Below are 21,026 nucleotides of genomic sequence, written 5' to 3'. Positions count from 1 at the left end.
AATGAATTGTAGTAGTAAATTCAAATTGACCGCCATTGCAATGATGGTTGGTACCACAATGAACGCACAGGCGGCATTGTATCAAGTTGTTGAGGTTTCACCTCAGGATCATGGTTCAAACGGTGACTACCAAACGGCTTACGGGGTTGCAATTCAACAGGGCGATGCAGGTACAGATCCTTCAACAGGTTCACCTTTCGCTTTAGGCTGCTTTGATGCAGCAGCAAACTGCACGCCAGAGCAGTTTAAACTTGCAATGGAAACTCGCACTACACCGATTTCAGCGACACAAGCCGTGGATGGGAACAGCTATCGTGAAGAAATCCCATTCGGATTAGACGCTGGCTTTTATTACATCCAAGAACTCAAAGACTTTGAGCGTTACTGTTACAACCAGCTTCGCTATTCCACCTGTGACTCTTGGGCCTCAGTAAACTGGACGCCGTGGAATAAAGAACGTAGTAAAGACTTTACTTCTAATGCGTTAGCGTTCATAGAAGAAGATTCTGCTGCTTATAAAAATGAATATAACAATGTTATCAACCAGCTTACCGAGGATGGTGCAGCTGTCGGTAATCAGAGTAAAGTTAGCACAGAAAATGCTTCTACATTAGAAACACGAAATACCGTAGTTGCACCAGTAGAGCCAAATATTCTTACTGGCGATAGTGACGCAAGTGTTGTGCAAAGCCATGCTTGGAGCACAGACGGCATTTTTACTGTTGGCAGTGTTTCTCGAACAGCAAGCAATACCAATGGATCTCACCATACATCAAAAGCAGCGATTTGGGATCAAAGCGGAACCGTCAGTGAATTGGCTTGGCCAAGTGGCACATCTAAAGATGGAGAAAGGTTAGCTCAAGGGAGCATGCGTGACCTTGTCACTGATGGAACTACGGTCTATGGCGTAGGTTACAACACTTACAGTGATGATAACTACCTGAATGCGACTGTTTTTGTCGGAACTCTAGAAGCCGAAGGTAGCGTTGAAAACGCAACTTGGAAAAATAAAGTTGTTGTAGGAGCTAGACAGCGCGAAGGTGATGATACGGTTCATACAAACTCACGATTAACCGACGTTAACTCTAATTTTGTTGCTATTGGTGAAGCGAAACGTTCGGGCGGATACTTAATGCCAACGGGCTCTGCTCCGAATCGTCTCTTTATCGTAGATGATGTTCGTAAGGATTCTATTCGCGCTTTTTACCCAACTACTGGCATTTTCTTTAGCGGTGCGGGCGGTAAGATGGGCGGTATCAACTCTTACAATGAAATCGTCGGGCAACTTGATGCGGAAACGACTCGTGAAGACGATGGCAAGCCACGTCGTAAGCGCGGTTTTATCTATCCATATAGCCTAGGTGGCGAGACTAGTGAACGTGCTGCAACATTGTTTAATGGAAAAGCTTGGTTCCTAGACAGTTTGACTAATGGCGGTGATTACTCTGAACAAAACAATCAGTTCCGTATTATCGACGCAACTGATATTAATGATGCAGGTGTGATCTCTGGTACTGCTATGAAATGTGCAGGTGGTTATAGCACAACAGCAAACAATGCGACATGTAGCTCTGAAGAGCAAATTGTAGCAGTCAAACTAGTACCTATTGCTGACGCAACTAAGGACGACATCGTATCTCGAAGCATTGACTCAACGACGACAGAGCGTCAAGGTGCAGGCCTTGGTTGGTTAGCTTTGACCATGCTTGGATTGTTTGGGTTCCGTAGAAAATAGTTAAAAATCGTCAGTAATTTTTAAATCAAGCAGAGGCTCACACATTTGAGTCTCTGCTTTTTTTATGCCTTGAGAAATTGCCTACTTTGATCGATTCTTATAAGTGGAGTCATAAAAACTCCATCAAAGTTTCACAATAACAGCTGTACGTTAGTAAATGGACCTGTATGAGGAATTAACTATGAAGAGACAAAAGCGTGATCGCCTAGAACGAGCTCAATCTCAAGGCTACAAAGCTGGGTTGAATGGAAGGTCTCAAGAGGCTTGCCCATATCAACAAGTTGATGCTCGGTCGTATTGGTTAGGTGGTTGGCGTGATGCCAGAGATGAAAGACAATCTGGTCTCTACAAATAAACTCTCCACATACAAAAAGAAGGATTCGAAAGGGCTCTACGGAGCCTTTTCTACATTATAGGGACATAGGGAAGTAGGTTAACACTGGATAACAAAAAGGCTCCTAAATAGGAGCCTTAATAAATCGATTAAAATCGAGATTAGAAGCTTGAAGTATCTTGGAACAAGCCAACTTTCAAATCTTTTGCTACGTAGATTTCTTTGCCGTCCACACATACACGACCGTCAGCCAAACCCATCACAAGCTTACGGTTTACAACGCGTTTCATGTGGATTTCGTACGTCACTTTTTTCGCTGTTGGCAGGATCTGACCTGTAAACTTCACTTCGCCAACACCCAGAGCACGACCTTTTCCTTTGCCACCAACCCAGCCAAGGAAGAAACCAACAAGTTGCCACATCGCATCAAGGCCAAGACAACCCGGCATTACAGGGTCGCCAGGGAAGTGGCAGTCAAAGAACCACAAATCTGGAGTAATATCCAATTCCGCCAAGATCAAACCTTTACCAAAATCGCCTTCAGTCTCAGACATTTTAGTAACACGATCCATCATTAGCATGTTTGGCGCAGGAAGCTGAGGGTAACCAGGCCCAAACAGTTCGCCTTGGCTAGAAGCAAGTAGATCGTCACGGTTATAAGAATCACGTTTGTTTTGCATTATCAATTACTCCAATTTTTGATAGCTGCATCTTAGTGAACACGTGTACGCTAAACAACTCCGATCAGTACTAGACAAACCAGTTTTTGATGCGCTGCACAATTCCTTCTGGATGCTCATGTCTTTCAAAGTTTTCAATACGTTCCGCTATTTTGCCAATAATGCTATCGTCTTCACCTCTAAAAGGTTTATTCATTACAATCGGAATAGCTTCATCTACGGTAGAAACGGACCAAATATGGAACTCACCATTTTTAATGCTTTCTATTACATCTTTATGTAATGCAAGGTGTTTAAGGTTTGATTTTGGCATCACAACACCTTGATTTCCTGTAAAACCTTGATGTTTACAAACCTGATAAAAGCCTTCAATTTTTTCGTTCAAGCCACCGACGGCTTGCACTCGACCAAACTGATCAACAGCTCCTGTAACAGCAACTTGTTGATTAATTGGAGATTCAGATAAAGCACTCACCAAGCAACAAAGTTCTGCAAGAGATGCACTGTCACCATCAACTTCACTATAAGACTGTTCAAATACGATGGAGGCAGAGTAAGGCAGTGGTTCATCCAGTTTCAGAGCAGAGCTCAAGAAAGCTTGCATAATCATCATGCCTTTTGCATGTAGATTGCCTCCAAGCTCAGCTTTGCGCTCAACATCGGAAACATCGCCATCACCAAAATGAATTACACAAGATATTCGTGCAGGCTCACCATAGCTGACAGGGTGCCCAGCCATATCAATAACGGTTAGGCCATTGATTTGACCAACTTGTTCCCCAGTTGTCTCAATGATGACTTGGCCATCTAAAATATCGTACACGGCACGCTGAGGAAGGTAAGATTCTCGGTAATACTTGTCGTCAATCGCTTTATCTAACGACTTGTAATCTAATGCTCGGCCATCACTGAACTGGCTGGCAAGCGTTAGAAGTTGAGAGTGCCACATTACTCCTAAAGGCAGATAATGTTGATCTTCAGTAAATCTCATACCGGCCAGCAACAATCTTCTAAAACCACATTCGGTTAAGTGAGGCAGCTGATATTGAGAACATATCCAGTTCACCAAACCAAAGTAATCTGTCAAATTCTGCTCTGACAGATGAATATCTTCTTCAACTTCCGTATACATGGCAAAGCCAGAACAGAAGTCTTCATCGATGTATTCTAGCTCTGCTAACTGACTTCTTTCTCCTGTTACAATCAGTTTTACATCATAAGCTTTAGCTTGCGGTACTGAAGTAGGTAAACGAGTAGGGCTTAGGTTCAGTGGCTCGATAAGGTTTTGTTGAATTGCAGACTTTATATTTGGCCAAAGTCCTGGGTTAGCCAAAATTAGATTAGCCGGTACAATTAAGTAACCGCTATCTGCCTGTGAAATTAAGCCAGGTTGGAAGGCAATATCACCACTTAAATCGACACTGTAACGGTCAAATAAGCGTTTGGCATCAAGTGATTCCGACAAAACAATCGCAGCGTTAGACTGGCTCTGAAGAGCTTTACTGATGAACTCTCTATAGACAGAATTATCTACGCAGTTAATGAGTAGTACTCGCGTCAATCCAGAAATTTTTGAAAAACGAGATATCGTTGCCGACATTCTCGGTTGGAGCTCAGTAAAAGACTTCTTTGGTAACGAAGGTGCAGACTTTAAAAGTGCTTCGTACTGCTCAAGTGAAGGTGTTACGTCTTGCCAATTAAGTTGGTTCATTAAAATTCATCGTAATTCAATCTTGCCGACATTATAACGAAACGGACTATAACACCCTAGCACCAATTTGGTTTGCTCTCGGCATTCATCTCTCAATGAACAATACTTAGACAAATGAGTGATCAACATCGATACTTCTAAGAGTTTTATTTGCCCAAGTAAACCATCTGGGTTACGCTGTCACTAGGTTATGTTTATGGGTCGGAACAAATGAAATATCAGCAGCTTGAGAATCTAGAATGTGGGTGGAAATGGAAGTATCTCATCAAAAAATGGAAAGATGGTGAAGCGATTACCCGACATATTGATACAAGCGAAGCAGATGCAGCGGTCGCAGAACTAAAACGCCTTGAACACGAGCCTACACTTGTCTTAGCTTGGATAGAAAACCACATGTCAGAAGAGTTAGATAATAAACTCAAGCAGGCTATCCGAGCGAAACGGAAACGTCACTTCAATGCAGAGCAAGTCCATACAAAGAAGAAATCCATTGATTTAGATTACCGAGTTTGGGAAAAGCTTTCTAGTAGAGCGAATGAACTTGGTTGTACGTTATCTGACGCAATTGAATATTTGCTTTCCGAAGCGTCGAGAAGTGAAAAAGCGAGTCAAAAAGTTACCTCAATTAAAGAGGATTTGAGTAAATTGCTATCTAGCTAGGATAGGGAGTGCCAAATGTTATATGTAATCTTAATTGCAGCCATCGTGATCTTTTGGTTGATCGCAGTCGATAGGCCGGTGTTAAAAGTAAAGTTCGATAATGGCCATATTAGTAACGTAAAAGGGCATCTACCTCCTTCTTTCAAACACAACTTACAGGATATTAGTGAGCATAACCCGTTTACTGGTGAAATGAAGGTGTATAGCCAACGAACAGGAATGCGCTTAAGCTTTTCCAAAGGCATTCCCAAAAAAGTTCAACAGAGGATTCGTAACGTTTTTCCGCACCAGGGCTTCAAAGCAAACAAAGGCAAGAAGCGCGCTTAATTACATATCAGTTACTTCATCATGTTAAATGGGACGCAATGTGGCGTCCCATTTTCGTATCTACAGAAAAATTACTTATCATCGAACAATCAACAACATAAACGGACCAAAACGATGAGATACGTTGTAACTTTAATGGTATTGATCTTTGCAAGTAATTCAGTTTTTGCTGACGATTCAGAAACGAACCTGTTGGCTAAAAAGATTAAGACTAAGCTTCAAAAGAAAGTAGACAATAAGTTTGATGGCTATCAAGGTTATTGTGACGTCATGATAGAAATGGAGCACAAAAGTAAAAGCGCAGTAATAAAAAGAGTAACCAGCAGTGGTGACCAAAAAGTGTGTAGGTACGTTAAGTCCAACTTGAAGAAAGGAAAACGCTATCGTTACAAATACCCCGAAAAGTACATTCGCCTCCATATAACCACAGGCTTATAAATGTTTCAGAACGCAACTGAGCTCGTGATTTTTGGCAGATTTCGTTGCGGAGCGATTAGAGCGTTTAGCTGATTTTTGCTGTTGTACGAGGCGAGTATGAAAGGCTTTTTTGTTTGGTAGCGCTTAAGTTAGTAATCGTGATGCCATTGAATGGCAAATTCAGTGAGTTGGCCATCATCACCATACATAGATTGATTCAGGTGCTTACGGAAGAACACGCCAGTAAGTCGAGGACTAAGCGCGCATCAATTTTCAATAAGAGATTTGATTTGCTTCGTAAGCATAACCACAAACCAAACTAGCGATTGCAAGTCCACAGAAACCTCGGTTAAAGCTTCAAAAGCAAACAATGTTGTTAATCTTAGGATGACATTTTAAAGTAGCTAAAACCGGACATTATTGCTTTGAGATCCCACCCCTTGGTGCGCATTATATGTGTTATGTTAAATTGCGTATTGCTGTACGCTAAATGTTGTCTGAGTATGCTCCTATTCCCCTGCAGATTTTAAATTTAAGGGCCTTACTGTGAGCATTAAACATAATCGTTATTTACCATAAAATACTTAATATAGATCTTAATAATCTATCGATTGTTAAGATCTATATTAACGCCTTTTTACTTATTGAAATGACTGTATAGCTTCAAAGATATCTTGTCTTCTAACTGGCTTGGAAATGAATCCGTCCATACCGGCATCCAGGCATTTATCTCTATCGCTTTCTAGCGCATGTGCAGTTAACGCTATAATTGGGGTCCTGAGACCTTTATCTCGAATAAGTCTTGTTGCGGTAATTCCATCCATCACTGGCATCGAGACATCCATGAGAATCAAATCGATTAAATCCTCATTCTCTTCTAAAAATGTTAATGCCTCTGCTCCATGGCTTGCGATATGAACATTATGGCCAAGCTTATTTAAGATAAGCTTTATTACGAACTGATTCGACTCGGTATCTTCTACGACGAGAAGTTCCATTGCTTTTGTCGGTTGATTGGTTTCGATTCTAACTGGACGATTTTGATTGCAACGAGTCAAAACTGGAATCGAAATCGTAAAGGTTGAACCAACATGCTCGTCACTTTTAACGGCAATCTTGCCACGCATCATTTCAACTAAATGCTTGGTTATTGCGAGCCCCAGTCCTGTACCACCGAAGCGTCTCGTGATGGAACGGTCTCCTTGATGAAATGCCGTAAACAAGTGCTCTTGCTTTGCTTTAGATATACCAATTCCAGTGTCAGATATTGAGATCACAAGTTCAGCATCTTGCTCAGATACAGAAACTTTTACTTCACCTTCGTCTGTAAACTTTATTGCATTTCCTATTAGATTAAACAGGATTTGAGATAACCGCGTGGAGTCAATCCAAAATTGTTTGTCATTAGTGACAGTACAGTTGAGCTTGAATTTAAGATTTTTCTTCTTAGCGATTTGTTTTTGCTGAGAAATAACAAAAGTGACAGTGTCTCTTAAGTTAATCCATTGTTCATTGAGCTGAAAGCGACCTGACTCGATTTTAGAAAGATCAAGAATGTCACTGATTATCGCGAGAAGTAACTCTGCAGAGCACTCCATTTGGCTCAAAGCATCAATTTGTTCTTCTGATAAGGTTGATTGCTTCAGTATATCTAGCATTCCAAGAACGGAATTTAAAGGGGTTCTTATTTCATGACTCATCATCGCTAAGAACTCCGACTTAGACCGGTTCGCAAGCTCTGCTTCTTCTCTTGCTTTAGCGAGCTGAGTTGTTCTTACTTCAACGATACGTTGTAACTTCTCTTTGGTCTCGATATCAATGACCGCCCTTTCAATTAAGGGACGAAACCGCCTCAAGGTTTCCTTATTCTCTATGCTAAAGTGCCCTTTCTGAGCTCCAATAAGTAGGATTACGGTTTGCGTTACTTCTGAACGTATACCAGTTAAAACGACCGAGTTTACATGGCTTTTTATAAAGCTGTTTAAGTTAACAAACTCAGCGAGTTTATCTGGCTCGAACAGTAGAATGCATTCACCATTGAGAGCTCTTTGATAGGTGTTACCGTGTAACCAGGATACATTATCAAATACGCTATTAGTTGATATCAATGTCTTGAAGGGATATCGTTCACCATCACGAGTCAGTACAATAAAATCATCGAAGTTGATGTACTTTTTGAGGACATTGTTTAATCCCGTAAATATCTCATGCCGATTCTTTGCCTCACTCATCGCAGATATCGCGGAAAGAATGGCCTTGTTTTCATCAGCGAGTAGTCGTTCTCTTTGTCTAGCCTGCTTTAGCTCAACTAACGCTTCTTGAAGCGCTTCCTGTTGATATATGTCTAAGTATTTATCTTTCATAAGGTTTATGGAATATAGCCGATGAAATCATCAGGTTTCCATGTCCATTCTCACCACCAATAAATCTACCTTGCTCGCCGAAAGTAAAAGGGCAAATAAAAGGCAAATGTTCTAGTTCTTGGTTAATTTGTTCACAAACGCTATTCATGTCTTGCATTAAGTGCAACATGGGACCTGCGCAAAAGATATTTATCACTCCAATTTTTCGAGACTCTTCTAATTTTTGGTTAAAAGCGGCATTGACGACTTTTGCAGCGCGCGCAACGAGATGCTCACGACTTCCTTTCATTAATGTGAGCTCGTCACCCTCTTCTATTCGTGTAAACAACTCGATTCCACCATCTGGCGTCTCACGGATCGGATGGGATAACTTGTAATATGGGCGATCATAGAGATGACCTGCGATCCGCCCTAATGGATAAGCACTCGAGTTTGTAAACAGCATATTATCTTTACCTACTTGGTTATCCTGGTGATTTGTCCACCTTCTATAAACATTGAGCGCAGGTTCATTATCAATTTCAAGTAAGCATCTATCGTTGGTCTTGGTTGCAACACCTTTGATATTAGTTGGTGTATGCCCAGCGCTGAAAGCGATATCAACAGGTTGAGAGGAGTAAAAGAGAGTTAAGCTTAAACCTGAAGTTTGAGAGCCTTGGGCGGTTATCACAGACCATTTCCCAGCGATGTTATTATCAGCGGCCGAACCACCAATAATTGGAATTAGAGTTCCAAATCTTTCATCTATAGACGCAATGATTGATTCCTCTTGCCCTGGTGTAGCATGAAGTAGAATTAAGTTTGGTACCTCTCCTACACGGTTTGCGTTCTCAAGGGCCATATCCAAAGCCTTGGTGACGCTGTCACCTGAGTTGTGATTAGAAATACCAGTACCATAAGCATGAGGACCTGTATCATAAACAGCAAGTGCCGCAATTACTGGTCCTGTATGAAAGCCCTGATCTGTCATTACGGCTTGACATGAACTGGCGCCATGAAAAGGCACACCAGGAAAATGCGCAAGAAACGCTTCTCGAATCAACTCGAAATTGTATTCTTCCGTGTAGTAACACATCACGTAAGACAAGTTCTGTTGTGTCAATTCGGACCTGAGCGTTTTTATCGCTGAGTCTTCATCTTTAATATGAGTAAAAACTGATTGGCAATGCATACGATTTTATAATTGGATATCACTCTGCTGTTATACCATTCCAACCAATTTTCTCTAGGTAAGAAGGTGTTAATTTCATTAATAAGTTACGATTATCTCGTGATAGATCGTATTTATAATTGAACTACAACAATGTTTTCACCTTTTTTAAAGGTGATTTTTTTCGATTCAGGCATGATGTCCCATTCTACTGACTTATGCTTCTCGTTGAGATTGATAAAATTACCAGATTGATTTAGATCAATTTTTAGAGTGCTACTTTCTATCGTTTCGAGCGAAATTCCCATTGAGTCACGATTAATCGTGATTATTTCTCCTTCAATTGTTACATCGCATCGTTCTTTTTGTGAACAGTCAACGCTATTAACACTCTCGTGTGTAAAGGTACGCCAGAAAAATGCGCCTATTAAAACACTGAGCATGATTAAGATTTGTGCAAGTCGCGCCTTTGTTAACTTTTGTGCAGGCATAATTACTAATATCCTTGTTACAAACTTCAAACTTTTTAAATAAAAAATGATTTCCAGAGGTCCAGTAAGGTTACTACCCTGTCATTGAATTGTTAATTCAAGTATAGTGTCACGCTGAAAATGCCACTTTTTATTAAAGTCAGCAATGGAAATAAGGTGATGATAACACTTGAATTCTAGAGTTTACTTGGGTGGTGTTACGACGCAAGTCGTGTTGGAAGTAAAAGTGTAGTTAATTAGAAATTGGAAGCATGCAAATGAGCCAAGTAAAGCAGCTTGAACAAAACTACAACTATACAGTCGTTCGCCAATTTACCCTTGTGACCATTTTATGGGGCATAGTTGGTATGGCTGTTGGTGTTTTGATTGCCGCTCAATTAGTTTGGCCACAGCTAAACTTTGATACGCCGTGGTTGACGTACAGTCGCTTACGTCCACTGCATACTAATGCGGTAATTTTTGCGTTTGGTACCAGTGCTCTGTTCGCAACGTCTTATTATGTTGTACAGCGCACATGTCAAACACGTCTTTTTGGTGGCCCACTCGTTGCCTTCACCTTTTGGGGTTGGCAAGCAATCATCCTGGCAGCAGCCATTACTTTGCCTCTCGGTTTAACATCGGGTAAAGAGTATGCTGAGCTAGAATGGCCTATTGATATCGCAATTGCGCTAGTATGGGTATCATATGCGGTGGTGTTCTTCGGCACACTGGTGAAACGAAACACGTCACACATATATGTGGCAAACTGGTTCTTCGGTGCCTTTATTATCACAGTAGCAGTACTTCACATCGTGAACAGCATGGCTATTCCTGTGTCACTCGGTAAATCTTACTCGATTTACTCGGGCGCAGTGGATGCGATGGTTCAGTGGTGGTATGGACACAATGCGGTAGGTTTCCTACTGACCGCTGGTTTCCTAGGTATGATGTACTACTTCGTTCCTAAACAAGCTGAACGTCCTGTTTATTCTTACCGTCTATCTATCGTTCACTTCTGGGCACTTATTTCTCTATATATTTGGGCAGGCCCTCACCACCTTCATTATACAGCGCTACCAGACTGGACTCAGTCTCTAGGTATGGTTATGTCACTGGTTCTATTTGCTCCTTCTTGGGGTGGTATGATCAACGGTATTATGACGTTATCTGGTGCATGGCATAAGCTTCGTTATGACCCTATCCTACGTTTCCTAATCGTTTCACTGTCGTTCTACGGTATGTCTACCTTTGAAGGCCCGATGATGTCGATTAAGACGGTTAACGCACTTTCTCACTACACAGACTGGACCATTGGTCACGTTCACTCTGGTGCGTTAGGTTGGGTTGCGATGGTCTCTATCGGCTCTGTATATCACTTGGTACCTCGCCTATTTGGCCAAGAGCGTATGTACTCTGTTGGTCTAGTTAATGTGCATTTCTGGCTAGCAACAATCGGTACCGTTCTTTACATCGTTGCGATGTGGATCTCTGGTGTAATGCAAGGTCTTATGTGGCGCGCGGTTAACTCTGACGGTACGCTAACTTACAGTTTTGTTGAATCTGTAGAAGCGTCTTATCCGTTCTACTTTGTACGTTTCCTAGGCGGATTTATCTTCCTATCTGGTATGTTCCTAATGGCATACAACACGTACAAAACGGTAAGTGCACCTAAAGAAAGCCTAAAAGCTATCCCACATCCGGCATAAGGAGATTTAAGAATGAGTAATAATTCTAATAATCGCCATGAAATCTTAGAACGTAATGTCGGTTTGTTGGCTATTTTTATCGTGTTTGCTATCAGTTGGGGTGCTCTTGTAGAGATCACTCCTCTGATTTTCCAAAAGCAAACGACTGAACCTGTAGAAAATCTGCGCGCTTACACTCCTTTGGAGATGGAAGGCCGTGATATCTACATCCGTGAAGGTTGTAACGTTTGTCACAGCCAGATGGTTCGTCCTTTCCGCTCAGAGACTGAACGTTACGGTCACTACTCTGTTGCTGGTGAGAGTGTTTGGGAACACCCATTCCTTTGGGGCTCTAAGCGTACAGGCCCGGATTTAGCTCGTGTTGGTGGTCGTTATTCTGACGAATGGCACCGTGTTCACCTGTTAGATCCTCGTGAGCTTGTACCTGAGTCAAACATGCCAGGTTTCCCGTGGCTAGCTGAAAACGTTTTAGACGGTAAGCTAACTCAGAAGAAACTTGAGCTATTTCGTGATCAGTTCGGCGTTCCATACACTGATGAAGAGATCGCGAATTCGGCTAAAGAAGTAGAAGGTAAAACAGAGATGGATGCAATCATCGCTTACCTTCAGTCTCTTGGTCATGCAATGAAGTAAGGGGATCATATGGATTTCGGTACAATTCATAGTATTTATACCGTTGTACTCTTCGCTAGTTTTATTGGCATCGTATGGTGGGCATTTAGTAAAAAGCGTAAAGCACGCTTTGAAGAAGATGCCAACTTGGTGTTTGCTGACGAAGAACAAAAGACCCCTAATAACCAAGGAGTGAAGAAGTAATGACTACATTCTGGAGTCTCTGGATTATCGTGATTACTGTCGGTACGCTAGTAGGCTGTGCGATTCTCCTGACTTGGTGCGCTAAAGATAAAATGGGCGTCGAGGAAGGGGAAGACATGGGCCACGAGTACGATGGTATTCGCGAGCTAAACAACCCTCTACCAAAGTGGTGGACTTACCTGTTTGTAAGCACATTTGTGTTCGCAGCAGTTTACCTTGCCCTATTCCCAGGTCTAGGTAGCTTCAAGGGCTTTTTAAACTGGCAGAGTTCGGCTCAAACCGTTCGCTCACTAGAAGAGTCAAAAGAAGCCATCGCTGCAGCACAAGAGAACAAGCAACTAAACCAATATGCAAAAGAACTGGATGATGCCGACGCTTACTTCGGCGAAGCATTCCGTAAACTTGCGCACAATGACAGTGGTCTACGCCCAATTCCTGAAATTGCGCAAGATCCTGAAGCATTAAAAGTTGGTCAGCGTTTGTTTTTGCAAAACTGTTCTCAATGCCATGGCTCTGATGCACGTGGTCAGAAAGGCTTCCCTAACCTGACTGATGATGCATGGCTATATGGTGGCGAGCCAGCAGCGATCGTTACAACCATCATGCACGGCCGTATTGGTCAAATGCCAGCATGGAAAGATGCCCTTGGTGAGCAAGGTGTTCAAGAAGTTGTAAGTTACACACTTAGTCTATCTGGTCGTAAAGTAAATGCTCGTGAAGCCGCGGCAGGTAAAGCACGCTTCGTAGTGTGTGCTGCTTGTCATGGTACCGATGGTAAGGGTAACCCTGCAGTCGGTGCGCCTGACCTTACAGACCAAGACTGGTTATTTGGTGACTCTCGTGCAGCTGTAACAGAAACCGTAATGAACGGACGCTCAGGCGTAATGCCTGCGTGGAAAGACATTTTGGGTGAAGATAAAGTTCAGCTCGTTGCCTCATATGTCTGGAGTTTAAGTAACTCAGAGAGTAAGTAACTGAGATATTACGTAACATAGCAATAACAGCCCCTTTCATAGGGGCTGTCTTTCCTTTAAATTTAACGCCTTACATTTTTTCATTTAGCTGTTGAGAACTTTTTTATGGTAAAGCCTTGGTATAAACAATTTTGGCCGTGGTTCCTAATCATCCTTCCTCTTACTGTCGTAGTTTGGACTGTGATTACTGTGGTCGTTTTCTCGAACAACTCTGTTTCTTTAGTCGCTGAGGATTACTATAAAAAAGGCAAAGGCATTAATATCGATATTAGTAAAATGAATGTCGCTCGTGACCTAGGTCTTAACGCTGAGATTTCCTCTGAAAATAACAATGTTGTGATTGTTTTCGCTAAAGGGAAGCTACCTCATTACCCTGCTCTAACGGCCACTTTCACTCATCGTACTCTTCCTGATCGTGACTTCACAAAGCTTGTAACAGCGGATGCATCTGGTAATTACCGACTAAAAGCTGAGGAATCTATTCAAGGGCCATGGTTTGTTGAACTACAACCACACGACAAGCAATGGATGATCCAAGGTAAAGTTGAGTTTCCTGCCTCTTCAACACCGTTAATGAAGTAAGCATATGTGTAAATCCTGTTATCACTGCGGTGAAGATGTACCAGCCAACACGGATTTCAAAGTAGAAATATTGGGTGAAATTCGCGACATGTGTTGTCCGGGCTGCGAAACTGTGGCGCAGACTATTGTCGATAGTGGTCTTGTCTCATATTACCAATACCGCACTGCGCCTGCAGAAAAGGCAGATCTAGTACCAGAGCAACTCCAAGCTTTAATTCATTATGACAATGCGGATGTACAATCTGAATTCGTACGAAATCGCGAAAATGTTTCTGAAGTAACCCTTTCTTTGGAAGGCGTTTCATGTGCCGCTTGTGCGTGGTTAATCGAAAAGCAAGTTTCTAATACGGCCGGGTTGGTATCTATCCGTGTTAATACAACCACCAATCGAGCGTTACTAGCCTGGGATAAAACTCAGGTACGGTTAAGCGAGCTCCTTTCCGTTATACATAAACTTGGTTACAAAGCTGCACCTTTTGAAGCAGATAAGCAAGAAGCCTCTTACCATCGAATGATGAAGCAATATCTATATCGGCTAGGTATTGCAGGTTTAGCAACCATGCAGGTCATGATGCTCGCCGTTGCATTGTATCTCGAAGTCTTTGGTGATTTAGAGCCAGAGTTTAAAAGTTACTTTCGTTGGGTAAGTTTGATTTTTGCTACTCCTGTTTTGCTTTATTCCGCTCTTCCATTTTACTTAAACGCATGGCGCAGTATCAAAGGCCGAACCCTTGGTATGGATGTCCCGGTTTCTATCGCGTTGATCTTTGCCTATGTTGCAAGTTTAGTTGCAACAGTAACTGAACAAGGCGAAGTCTTCTTTGAATCTATCTCGATGTTTACCTTCTTTTTGTTAGTAGGTCGATTCTTAGAGATGCGCGCTCGTCGCAAAGCTGCTGCAGCGAGTGGTAACCTTCTTAAGTTGATTCCGGCAATTGCTACAACGCTGGACGGTGATCAGATACCCGTGAAGACGCTAAAAGTTGGCGATCGTATTCGCGTTCTACCTGGTGAACATATCCCCGCTGACGGTAAAGTTATTTCAGGCCGTATTCATATTGATGAATCCATGCTAACGGGTGAGTCAGTGCACGTTGTGAAACGAGAAGGTGATGTCGTCTATGCGGGAACGCTAAACGGAGACGAATCATTTGAACTCGAGGTAGTAAGCTCAAAGGCCGATTCAATGATTTCTAATATCGTGCGTTTACAAGATGAAGCTCAACACTCCAAACCTAAAATTGCGGAAATTGCAGACATTGTCGCCCGTTACTTTGTTGGTGTGGTTCTTATTATCTCTGCTGGTACTTGGTTTTACTGGCATCAAACAAAACCAGATGATGCGTTTTGGATCATGCTGTCTGTGTTAGTCGCTACGTGTCCATGTGCGCTATCTCTGGCCACTCCGACCGCTCTCACTTGTGCTACCTCTAGAATGGGTAATTTTGGCATTTTGCTTCGTAAAGGCCATGTGTTTGAGACATTATGTAAGATCAATCACTTAGTTGTAGATAAAACAGGCACTCTAACGAAAGGTGATATTGAGATCTGTGAAACAAAGGTACTTAGTGATCTCCCACAGAAAGATTGTCTATCACTAGCTGCAGCTTTAGAAGCTCATGCAAACCACCCTATCGCTCGTTCTTTTGCAACTTTCACCAATGATGACTTTATCGTGTCTGATGTGCAAAACGTGATTGGGTCGGGGATTGAAGGGATATGGAATGGCAAAATCGTTAAGATAGGCAGTGCGGCTTTTGTTCAAGGCAAAGAAAGTGGTGAAAGCCAGGCGGTCTATCTGTCGGTTGATGGCAAGCATGTCGCTAGCTTTTACTACCGCGACCCTATCCGAAAAGAAAGCAAAGCCTTTATTCAACGTTTTGCTGACGCTGGAATTAAGACAACCCTGCTAACTGGTGATTCTCTCTCAAACGCCCAACCAGTGGCGAATGAAATTGGTATCGATCACATCGTCGCGTCAGCAAAGCCAGAAGATAAGCTTGCATACCTTAAGAGCTTGGACGAAAACAGTATCACTATGATGGTTGGTGATGGAATCAATGACGCGCCGACTCTCGCCGGAGCTCACCTTTCTGTCGCAATGGGCGGTGGTACAGATGTCGCTAAAGCTTCTGCAGATATGACGTTACTTGGGGATAATCTCGAAAAGCTACTAGAGGCACGTTTGCTTGCACTGCGTACAAGAAAGATTATTCGAGAAAACTTGGCTTGGTCTTTGGGTTACAACCTGTTAATTTTGCCTTTGGCGGTCGCAGGTTTAGTGGCTCCCTACATTGCAGTAGTTGGCATGTCTGCAAGCTCAATTATCGTTGTATCTAACTCTTTGCGCCTGCTCAAAGAGAAATAAGTAGAGAAAGCAAACATGGAAAGTCTTTATATATTGATTCCCATCGCTATCGTTCTCGTTTGTGTTGCTGTCGCCGTTTTTCTTTGGGCGGTAAGAAGCGATCAGTTTGAAGATCTTGAACGGCAAGGGCACAACATTCTTCTCGACGAAGAAGACCAATCTAATAGTGATAAAAAGTAGCGACCTTTATGACTCCTGATTTTATCGGTGCGTTGATGATCGGCTTAGTAGGAGCCGGTCATTGTATGGGTATGTGTGGTGGTATCGCGTCTCTACTTACCATGGGCTCTTCTGCTAAAAATAAAACTACCCCTCTTATCCCCCTCTTCTACAACCTCGGACGATTGATCAGTTATACCTTAATAGGTGCATTAGTGGGTGGTGCTATATCAGGTTTATCTGAACTTAGTGGGTTAACGCACTCTCTTGCTTGGTTAAGGCTGATTGCTGCGTTATTCATGATCCTGGTCGCGCTGTATATTGCTAAATGGTGGCAAGGCTTACTTTTAATAGAAAAGCTAGGGCAGTATATCTGGCGCTTTATCTCGCCGGCAGGGAAGAATCTGTTGCCACTAAAGCACCCTCTTCACGCGTTGCCATTTGGCTTTATTTGGGGTTGGTTACCATGTGGCTTAGTTTATTCAGCGCTTACTTGGTCGGCGGTTTCTGGTAGTGCGATGAACGGCGGCCTAATTATGCTTGCGTTTGGGCTCGGAACGCTACCTGCAATGCTTATTATTGGATACGGTGCCAATCATTTTCAGAAATTACAAAAATCATTAATATTTAGAAATATTTCAGCATTAATCCTTATTGGCTATGGTACGTATACCGCTGTAGGAGCCTTAGCATTACTCGGTTTCATATAACGTTAAACTCTATTGAGGTGACATTTTTGCTACCCTTTAGGATTAAGCGATGCTAAAATATTGATGTATATCAAATAGTGAAAGGTTGTTATGATTTCTGAAAAACCTGCAACAAAGCGTATCCAATCAGGCGGTTGCGCCATTCATTGCCAAGATTGTAGCATTAGCCAACTGTGTATACCGTTCACTCTAAATGAGGCAGAACTTGACCAGCTTGACCAAATCATCGAACGTAAGAAGCCTATTCAAAAAGGACAAGAGCTTTTTAAGGCCGGTGATGAGCTAAAATCGCTATACGCTATCCGCTCTGGTACCATCAAGAGCTATACGATCACAGAGCAAGGTGATGAGCAAATCACAGCGTTTCACTTAGCTGGAGACTTAGTCGGTTTCGATGCTATCACTGGTGACTCCCACCCTAGCTTTGCTCAAGCACTCGAAACGTCGATGGTATGTGAAATCCCATACGAAATTTTAGACGATCTATCGGGTAAGATGCCTAAGCTTCGCCAGCAAATCATGCGTTTGATGAGTAACGAAATTAAAGGTGATCAGGAAATGATTTTGCTTCTTTCTAAAAAGAATGCAGAAGAGCGACTAGCTGCTTTCCTTTACAACCTATCAACGCGTTTTTCTCAGCGTGGCTTCAGCCCTAGAGAGTTTCGTTTAACTATGACTCGTGGTGATATTGGCAACTACCTTGGTCTTACAGTCGAAACGATCAGTCGTTTGTTAGGTCGTTTCCAGAAATCTGAGATCCTAAGCGTAAAAGGTAAATATATCACTATCTTAGACCACGATGCATTGATGGAACTTGCTGGTGTAACTAAAGAATAATACACGCTAATTATTGATGTAGCTCGAAAATGAGCTACATCATATTTCTCATAAATTCCTTTCGAAAGTCCTCAAAAAGTTCTCCAAACTAAGCTACAGTAAAAATGTACGGTGAGTACTCCAAAATACTGATTTAATTTACATTCAGTATCTGGTTTTGCAATAGAAGTGGGCTTAGTTATGAGTATATACAGTAAGATCCTTGTTGTAGCTGACATCAATAATGATGAGCAGCCCGCACTTGCAAGAGCTGTTCAATTAGCTCAGAAAAGTGTATCTAGAAGCCGAATCACTTTCTTTTTATCCATTTACGATTTCTCGTATGACATGACGTCAATGCTATCAGTGGATGAAAGAGATGCTATGCGTCGAGGTGTCATTCATCAGCGTGAGCAGTGGATGCGTAAAATTGCTCAACCATACCTAAACGATGGCTTCGACTTTGATGTTTGTGTTGTCTGGCACAACCGCCCTTATGAGGCGATTATTGCTGAAGTCTATGCAGGCAATCATGACCTAGTCATCAAAGGCACACGTAAGCATGATGTTTTAGAGTCTGTCATTTTCACACCGACAGATTGGCACTTGTTGCGAAAATGCCCTATTCCAGTGCTTCTTATCAAGAATGCTGCTTGGCCGGAACAGGCAAGTATCCTTGCCTCAGTACATGTGGGCTCAGAAAACCCGACTCATATTGATCTCAACGATACGATGGTCGAGCGATTAAAAGAAATCACCACTCGGCTTGAGGCCAAGCCATATCTTGTTAACGCCTACCCCGTTACACCGGCGAACATTACGATTGAACTTCCTGAATTTGACCCAACGACTTATACCGATGCAGTGCGAGGTCATCATTTAACGGCTATGAAAGCACTACGCCAAAAACATGGTCTTGATGAAGAACAAACGATAGTTGAGCAAGGTTTACCTGAAGATGTCATTCCGGCAGCTGCAGAGCGCTTGAACGCTGCAATGGTTATTTTAGGTACTACAGGGCGAACTGGGCTTTCTGCTGTCTTTATTGGTAATACAGCGGAGCACGTAATTGATAAAATAAATTGCGATGTGTTGGCTCTAAAACCAAAAGGCTACATTAGTCCTCTCGATCCAAATACAGCAACCTAATCTCTCCTTAGTATTGCTATGTATTGAGCGCTTTCAAATAAGCGCTAATAAATCCCCCGAATACAGGGGGATTTTTGTTTGGGAACAGTTAAAGCGTTGGGTACAAAAAAGGAGGTCTAATTGACCTCCTTATTTACGAGTTAGATGTTCGTAACATCGATGAACATTGATTCATCAATATTCGTCGAAGAAACGACAGCCTCATTAAATTCATACTCTTCGCGGTTACCTTCACGATCTAGCGGTAAGTTAACAAAGTCGAACAATTCGCGGTCTGCTAGTTGGCTTGGGCTTACGTTTTGAATTGATTTAAAAATCGCTTCCACACGCCCTGGCGTCTTCTTATCCCATTCAATCAACATTGCTTTTATAGATTGACGCTGAAGGTTCTCTTGAGAGCCACAAAGGTTACACGGAATTATTGGGAAATCCTTGTGCTCAGCGTATTTGATCAAATCTTTTTCACGACAGTAAGTCAATGGACGAATGACCACGTTACGGCCATCATCAGAGCGTAGCTTTGGTGGCATCGCTTTAAGGCGAGAGCCGTGGAACATATTCAAGAACATTGTTTCGACGATGTCATCCATGTGATGACCTAGCGCAAGCTTAGTTGCACCAATCTTCTCTGCAAATGAATACAGCGTACCACGTCGCAGGCGTGAACACAGACCACAAGTGGTTTTGCCTTCTGGTACCTTCTCTTTTACGACGGAATACGTGTCCTTATCGACGATATAGTAAGGGATATTCAGTGTTTCGAAATACTCTGGCAGAATGTGCTCAGGGAAGCCCGGTTGTTTTTGGTCTAGGTTTACCGCAACCACTTCAAATTTGATCGGTGCGGCTTTTTGAAGATTCAGCAGGATATCAAGCATCGCGAATGAATCTTTACCACCGCTAATACATGCCATTACAACATCGCCTTCTTCGATCATGTTGTAATCAGTAATGGCATTTCCAACATGTCTTCTTAGGCGTTTCTGAAGCTTGTTGAATTCTAGGGTTTCTTTTCTTGTATCTATTTGGTTCATTGCGGGCTCTCACATCGCCGATAAATCGACTAGGACTTCCTAACATGGGTTTCTTTGGGGCGTGGATTATACGAGCTTTTTACGCAGGATTAAATGCTTGTCTTATTGAGTCTTTAAGAAAAGAGTGTGAAAGATACTTTAGTTACGGTCAAAATTAAAAAAGAGCTGCGATTGCAGCCCTTTCTAAACGTTCAGTGTTCATTTCTTTGCGTTAGGTAGATAAGGTAACACTCGCATCGTCGGTTCTGGTAGTGTCATTGTGCCACCTTGCCCTATTTCACTTAGTGCGACTTGTATCTTGCCATTGACAATTGGCTTTTCGGTTCCGTTTGAGAAAATCACTTTATCATTCAGTTGATTTGCAAACTCCATCGTCACACCTTGAACCTCCGGTGTAAACCAACCCGCAAACATACCGCCTAAATCTTCCAGCATCGTCTGCATTTGAGGTAGAAGAGGCTTAAGTTGGTCGTAAGAAACGTTACCCTGTAATGGTTCTTTGGTTATCACGACAAGTGAGTAATCGCAACGTGTATCTTTTGGGGTATCGACAAAAACCAACGGATTCGCTGACTTTAAGTTTTTATCAACAGGTAAAGGCAACTCTTGTGAAGCAGGGATAACAAACTCTTCATAGTGCTCTTCTTTTTCCATCCAAGCTTTTTCTATCGTACAAATTTGTTTAGTTTTTGCGTCCACAAAAAAGACACCAACTTTCACATCGTCATGCCCTTCTTTATTGTTGTTTTTTAGTTGAGTGTATAACTTTGAGTACGTGAACATGTACTCTTGAGCTTGGGTTATCGGCGATACAAGAATTAGCGCCGCACTTCCCAATAGACTTAGGCTTAACTTTTTCATTTTA

Annotated in this window: 22 protein-coding genes; 15 read left to right on the top strand and 7 right to left on the bottom strand. The window is 42.3% G+C overall.

Annotated features, from left to right (window positions below; all coding sequences use genetic code 11):
* Position 1: 1 nt before the first annotated feature.
* A complete protein-coding gene (locus R7F64_RS06215) occupies positions 2-1,735 on the top strand; it encodes a DUF3466 family protein (protein ID WP_318071534.1) in 1,734 nt (577 codons plus the stop codon).
* Between the two features lie 181 nt (positions 1,736-1,916).
* Complete coding sequence (gene rmf, locus R7F64_RS06210) at positions 1,917-2,090, top strand: ribosome modulation factor (protein WP_005377453.1); 174 nt, start codon at positions 1,917-1,919, stop codon at positions 2,088-2,090.
* Between the two features lie 140 nt (positions 2,091-2,230).
* On the opposite strand, the gene fabA is transcribed toward rmf, so the two are convergent.
* Both fabA and R7F64_RS06200 read right to left on the bottom strand, forming a co-directional pair.
* Positions 2,231-2,749 carry a bifunctional 3-hydroxydecanoyl-ACP dehydratase/trans-2-decenoyl-ACP isomerase gene (gene fabA / locus R7F64_RS06205; protein ID WP_005390081.1) on the bottom strand — a complete coding sequence of 173 codons (519 nt, stop codon included), beginning with the start codon at positions 2,747-2,749 and terminating at the stop codon, positions 2,231-2,233.
* A 70-nt stretch (positions 2,750-2,819) separates the two neighbouring features.
* Positions 2,820-4,460, bottom strand: coding sequence for an AAA family ATPase (locus R7F64_RS06200; protein WP_053303052.1), 1,641 nt, complete (start codon positions 4,458-4,460; stop codon positions 2,820-2,822).
* A gap of 210 nt (positions 4,461-4,670) precedes the next feature.
* On the opposite strand from R7F64_RS06200, the gene matP reads away from it, so the two are divergent.
* The 3 genes from matP to R7F64_RS06185 all read left to right on the top strand — a co-directional run bounded on the left by matP (position 4,671) and on the right by R7F64_RS06185 (position 5,885).
* Positions 4,671-5,120 carry a macrodomain Ter protein MatP gene (matP, locus tag R7F64_RS06195; protein WP_005396497.1) on the top strand — a complete coding sequence of 150 codons (450 nt, stop codon included), beginning with the start codon at positions 4,671-4,673 and terminating at the stop codon, positions 5,118-5,120.
* A 15-nt stretch (positions 5,121-5,135) separates the two neighbouring features.
* Positions 5,136-5,447: a DUF3634 family protein gene (locus tag R7F64_RS06190; protein WP_005377468.1), complete on the top strand. Its 312-nt coding sequence runs from the start codon at positions 5,136-5,138 to the stop codon at positions 5,445-5,447.
* Between the two features lie 114 nt (positions 5,448-5,561).
* Positions 5,562-5,885 (top strand): hypothetical protein, encoded by a 324-nt coding sequence (locus tag R7F64_RS06185; RefSeq protein WP_318071533.1) that lies wholly within the window; start codon positions 5,562-5,564, stop codon positions 5,883-5,885.
* 620 nt (positions 5,886-6,505) lie between these two features.
* Here R7F64_RS06185 and R7F64_RS06180 read toward each other — a convergent pair.
* The 3 genes from R7F64_RS06180 to R7F64_RS06170 all read right to left on the bottom strand — a co-directional run bounded on the left by R7F64_RS06180 (position 6,506) and on the right by R7F64_RS06170 (position 9,868).
* Positions 6,506-8,227 (bottom strand): ATP-binding protein, encoded by a 1,722-nt coding sequence (locus tag R7F64_RS06180; protein WP_005377471.1) that lies wholly within the window; start codon positions 8,225-8,227, stop codon positions 6,506-6,508.
* On the bottom strand, positions 8,217-9,398 hold the full coding sequence (locus tag R7F64_RS06175; protein ID WP_017634895.1) for an FIST signal transduction protein: 1,182 nt from the start codon (positions 9,396-9,398) through the stop codon (positions 8,217-8,219). Before R7F64_RS06175 ends, R7F64_RS06180 begins: the two co-directional genes overlap by 11 nt.
* 113 nt (positions 9,399-9,511) lie before the next feature.
* Entirely contained in the window at positions 9,512-9,868 is a 357-nt protein-coding gene (locus R7F64_RS06170) for a hypothetical protein (RefSeq protein WP_171342957.1), read from the bottom strand.
* A 257-nt stretch (positions 9,869-10,125) separates the two neighbouring features.
* Here R7F64_RS06170 and ccoN point away from each other — a divergent pair, with 257 nt between their 5' ends.
* The 10 genes from ccoN to uspE all read left to right on the top strand — a co-directional run bounded on the left by ccoN (position 10,126) and on the right by uspE (position 19,127).
* A complete protein-coding gene (gene ccoN / locus R7F64_RS06165; RefSeq protein ID WP_005396488.1) occupies positions 10,126-11,553 on the top strand; it encodes a cytochrome-c oxidase, cbb3-type subunit I in 1,428 nt (475 codons plus the stop codon).
* Positions 11,554-11,565: 12 nt separating this feature from the next.
* The gene (gene ccoO, locus R7F64_RS06160) at positions 11,566-12,186 is read left to right on the top strand and encodes a cytochrome-c oxidase, cbb3-type subunit II (RefSeq protein ID WP_005377475.1); all 621 of its coding nucleotides are present in this window, start codon (positions 11,566-11,568) and stop codon (positions 12,184-12,186) included.
* Between the two features lie 9 nt (positions 12,187-12,195).
* Positions 12,196-12,369, top strand: coding sequence for a cbb3-type cytochrome oxidase subunit 3 (locus R7F64_RS06155; RefSeq protein ID WP_005377485.1), 174 nt, complete (start codon positions 12,196-12,198; stop codon positions 12,367-12,369).
* Positions 12,369-13,343 carry a cytochrome-c oxidase, cbb3-type subunit III gene (gene ccoP / locus R7F64_RS06150; protein ID WP_005377487.1) on the top strand — a complete coding sequence of 325 codons (975 nt, stop codon included), beginning with the start codon at positions 12,369-12,371 and terminating at the stop codon, positions 13,341-13,343. The genes R7F64_RS06155 and ccoP overlap by 1 nt, the downstream gene beginning before the upstream one ends.
* Positions 13,344-13,448: 105 nt before the next feature.
* Positions 13,449-13,925 (top strand): FixH family protein, encoded by a 477-nt coding sequence (locus R7F64_RS06145; protein WP_005377489.1) that lies wholly within the window; start codon positions 13,449-13,451, stop codon positions 13,923-13,925.
* A 4-nt stretch (positions 13,926-13,929) separates the two neighbouring features.
* Positions 13,930-16,293 carry a heavy metal translocating P-type ATPase gene (locus R7F64_RS06140; RefSeq protein ID WP_213872050.1) on the top strand — a complete coding sequence of 788 codons (2,364 nt, stop codon included), beginning with the start codon at positions 13,930-13,932 and terminating at the stop codon, positions 16,291-16,293.
* A gap of 15 nt (positions 16,294-16,308) precedes the next feature.
* Entirely contained in the window at positions 16,309-16,473 is a 165-nt protein-coding gene (ccoS, locus tag R7F64_RS06135) for a cbb3-type cytochrome oxidase assembly protein CcoS (protein ID WP_005377493.1), read from the top strand.
* Positions 16,474-16,481: 8 nt separating this feature from the next.
* Positions 16,482-17,162, top strand: a complete 681-nt coding sequence (locus R7F64_RS06130; RefSeq protein WP_017634899.1) for a sulfite exporter TauE/SafE family protein — start codon at positions 16,482-16,484, stop codon at positions 17,160-17,162.
* Between the two features lie 90 nt (positions 17,163-17,252).
* Entirely contained in the window at positions 17,253-17,999 is a 747-nt protein-coding gene (locus tag R7F64_RS06125) for an FNR family transcription factor (RefSeq protein ID WP_005377497.1), read from the top strand.
* A 180-nt stretch (positions 18,000-18,179) separates the two neighbouring features.
* Positions 18,180-19,127: a universal stress protein UspE gene (uspE, locus tag R7F64_RS06120; protein ID WP_005377500.1), complete on the top strand. Its 948-nt coding sequence runs from the start codon at positions 18,180-18,182 to the stop codon at positions 19,125-19,127.
* A 140-nt stretch (positions 19,128-19,267) separates the two neighbouring features.
* On the opposite strand, the gene ttcA is transcribed toward uspE, so the two are convergent.
* Together ttcA and R7F64_RS06110 are read right to left on the bottom strand one after the other, a co-directional pair.
* Positions 19,268-20,161 (bottom strand): tRNA 2-thiocytidine(32) synthetase TtcA, encoded by an 894-nt coding sequence (gene ttcA, locus R7F64_RS06115; RefSeq protein WP_005377502.1) that lies wholly within the window; start codon positions 20,159-20,161, stop codon positions 19,268-19,270.
* 198 nt (positions 20,162-20,359) lie between these two features.
* Positions 20,360-21,022: a DUF2987 domain-containing protein gene (locus R7F64_RS06110; protein ID WP_318071532.1), complete on the bottom strand. Its 663-nt coding sequence runs from the start codon at positions 21,020-21,022 to the stop codon at positions 20,360-20,362.
* Positions 21,023-21,026 lie beyond the last annotated feature (4 nt).

The sequence above is a fragment of the Vibrio sp. Vb1980 genome (genome assembly GCF_033338615.1).
Lineage (GTDB): Bacteria > Pseudomonadota > Gammaproteobacteria > Enterobacterales > Vibrionaceae > Vibrio > Vibrio alginolyticus.
This window is presented reverse-complemented; position numbering and strand designations above follow the sequence as displayed.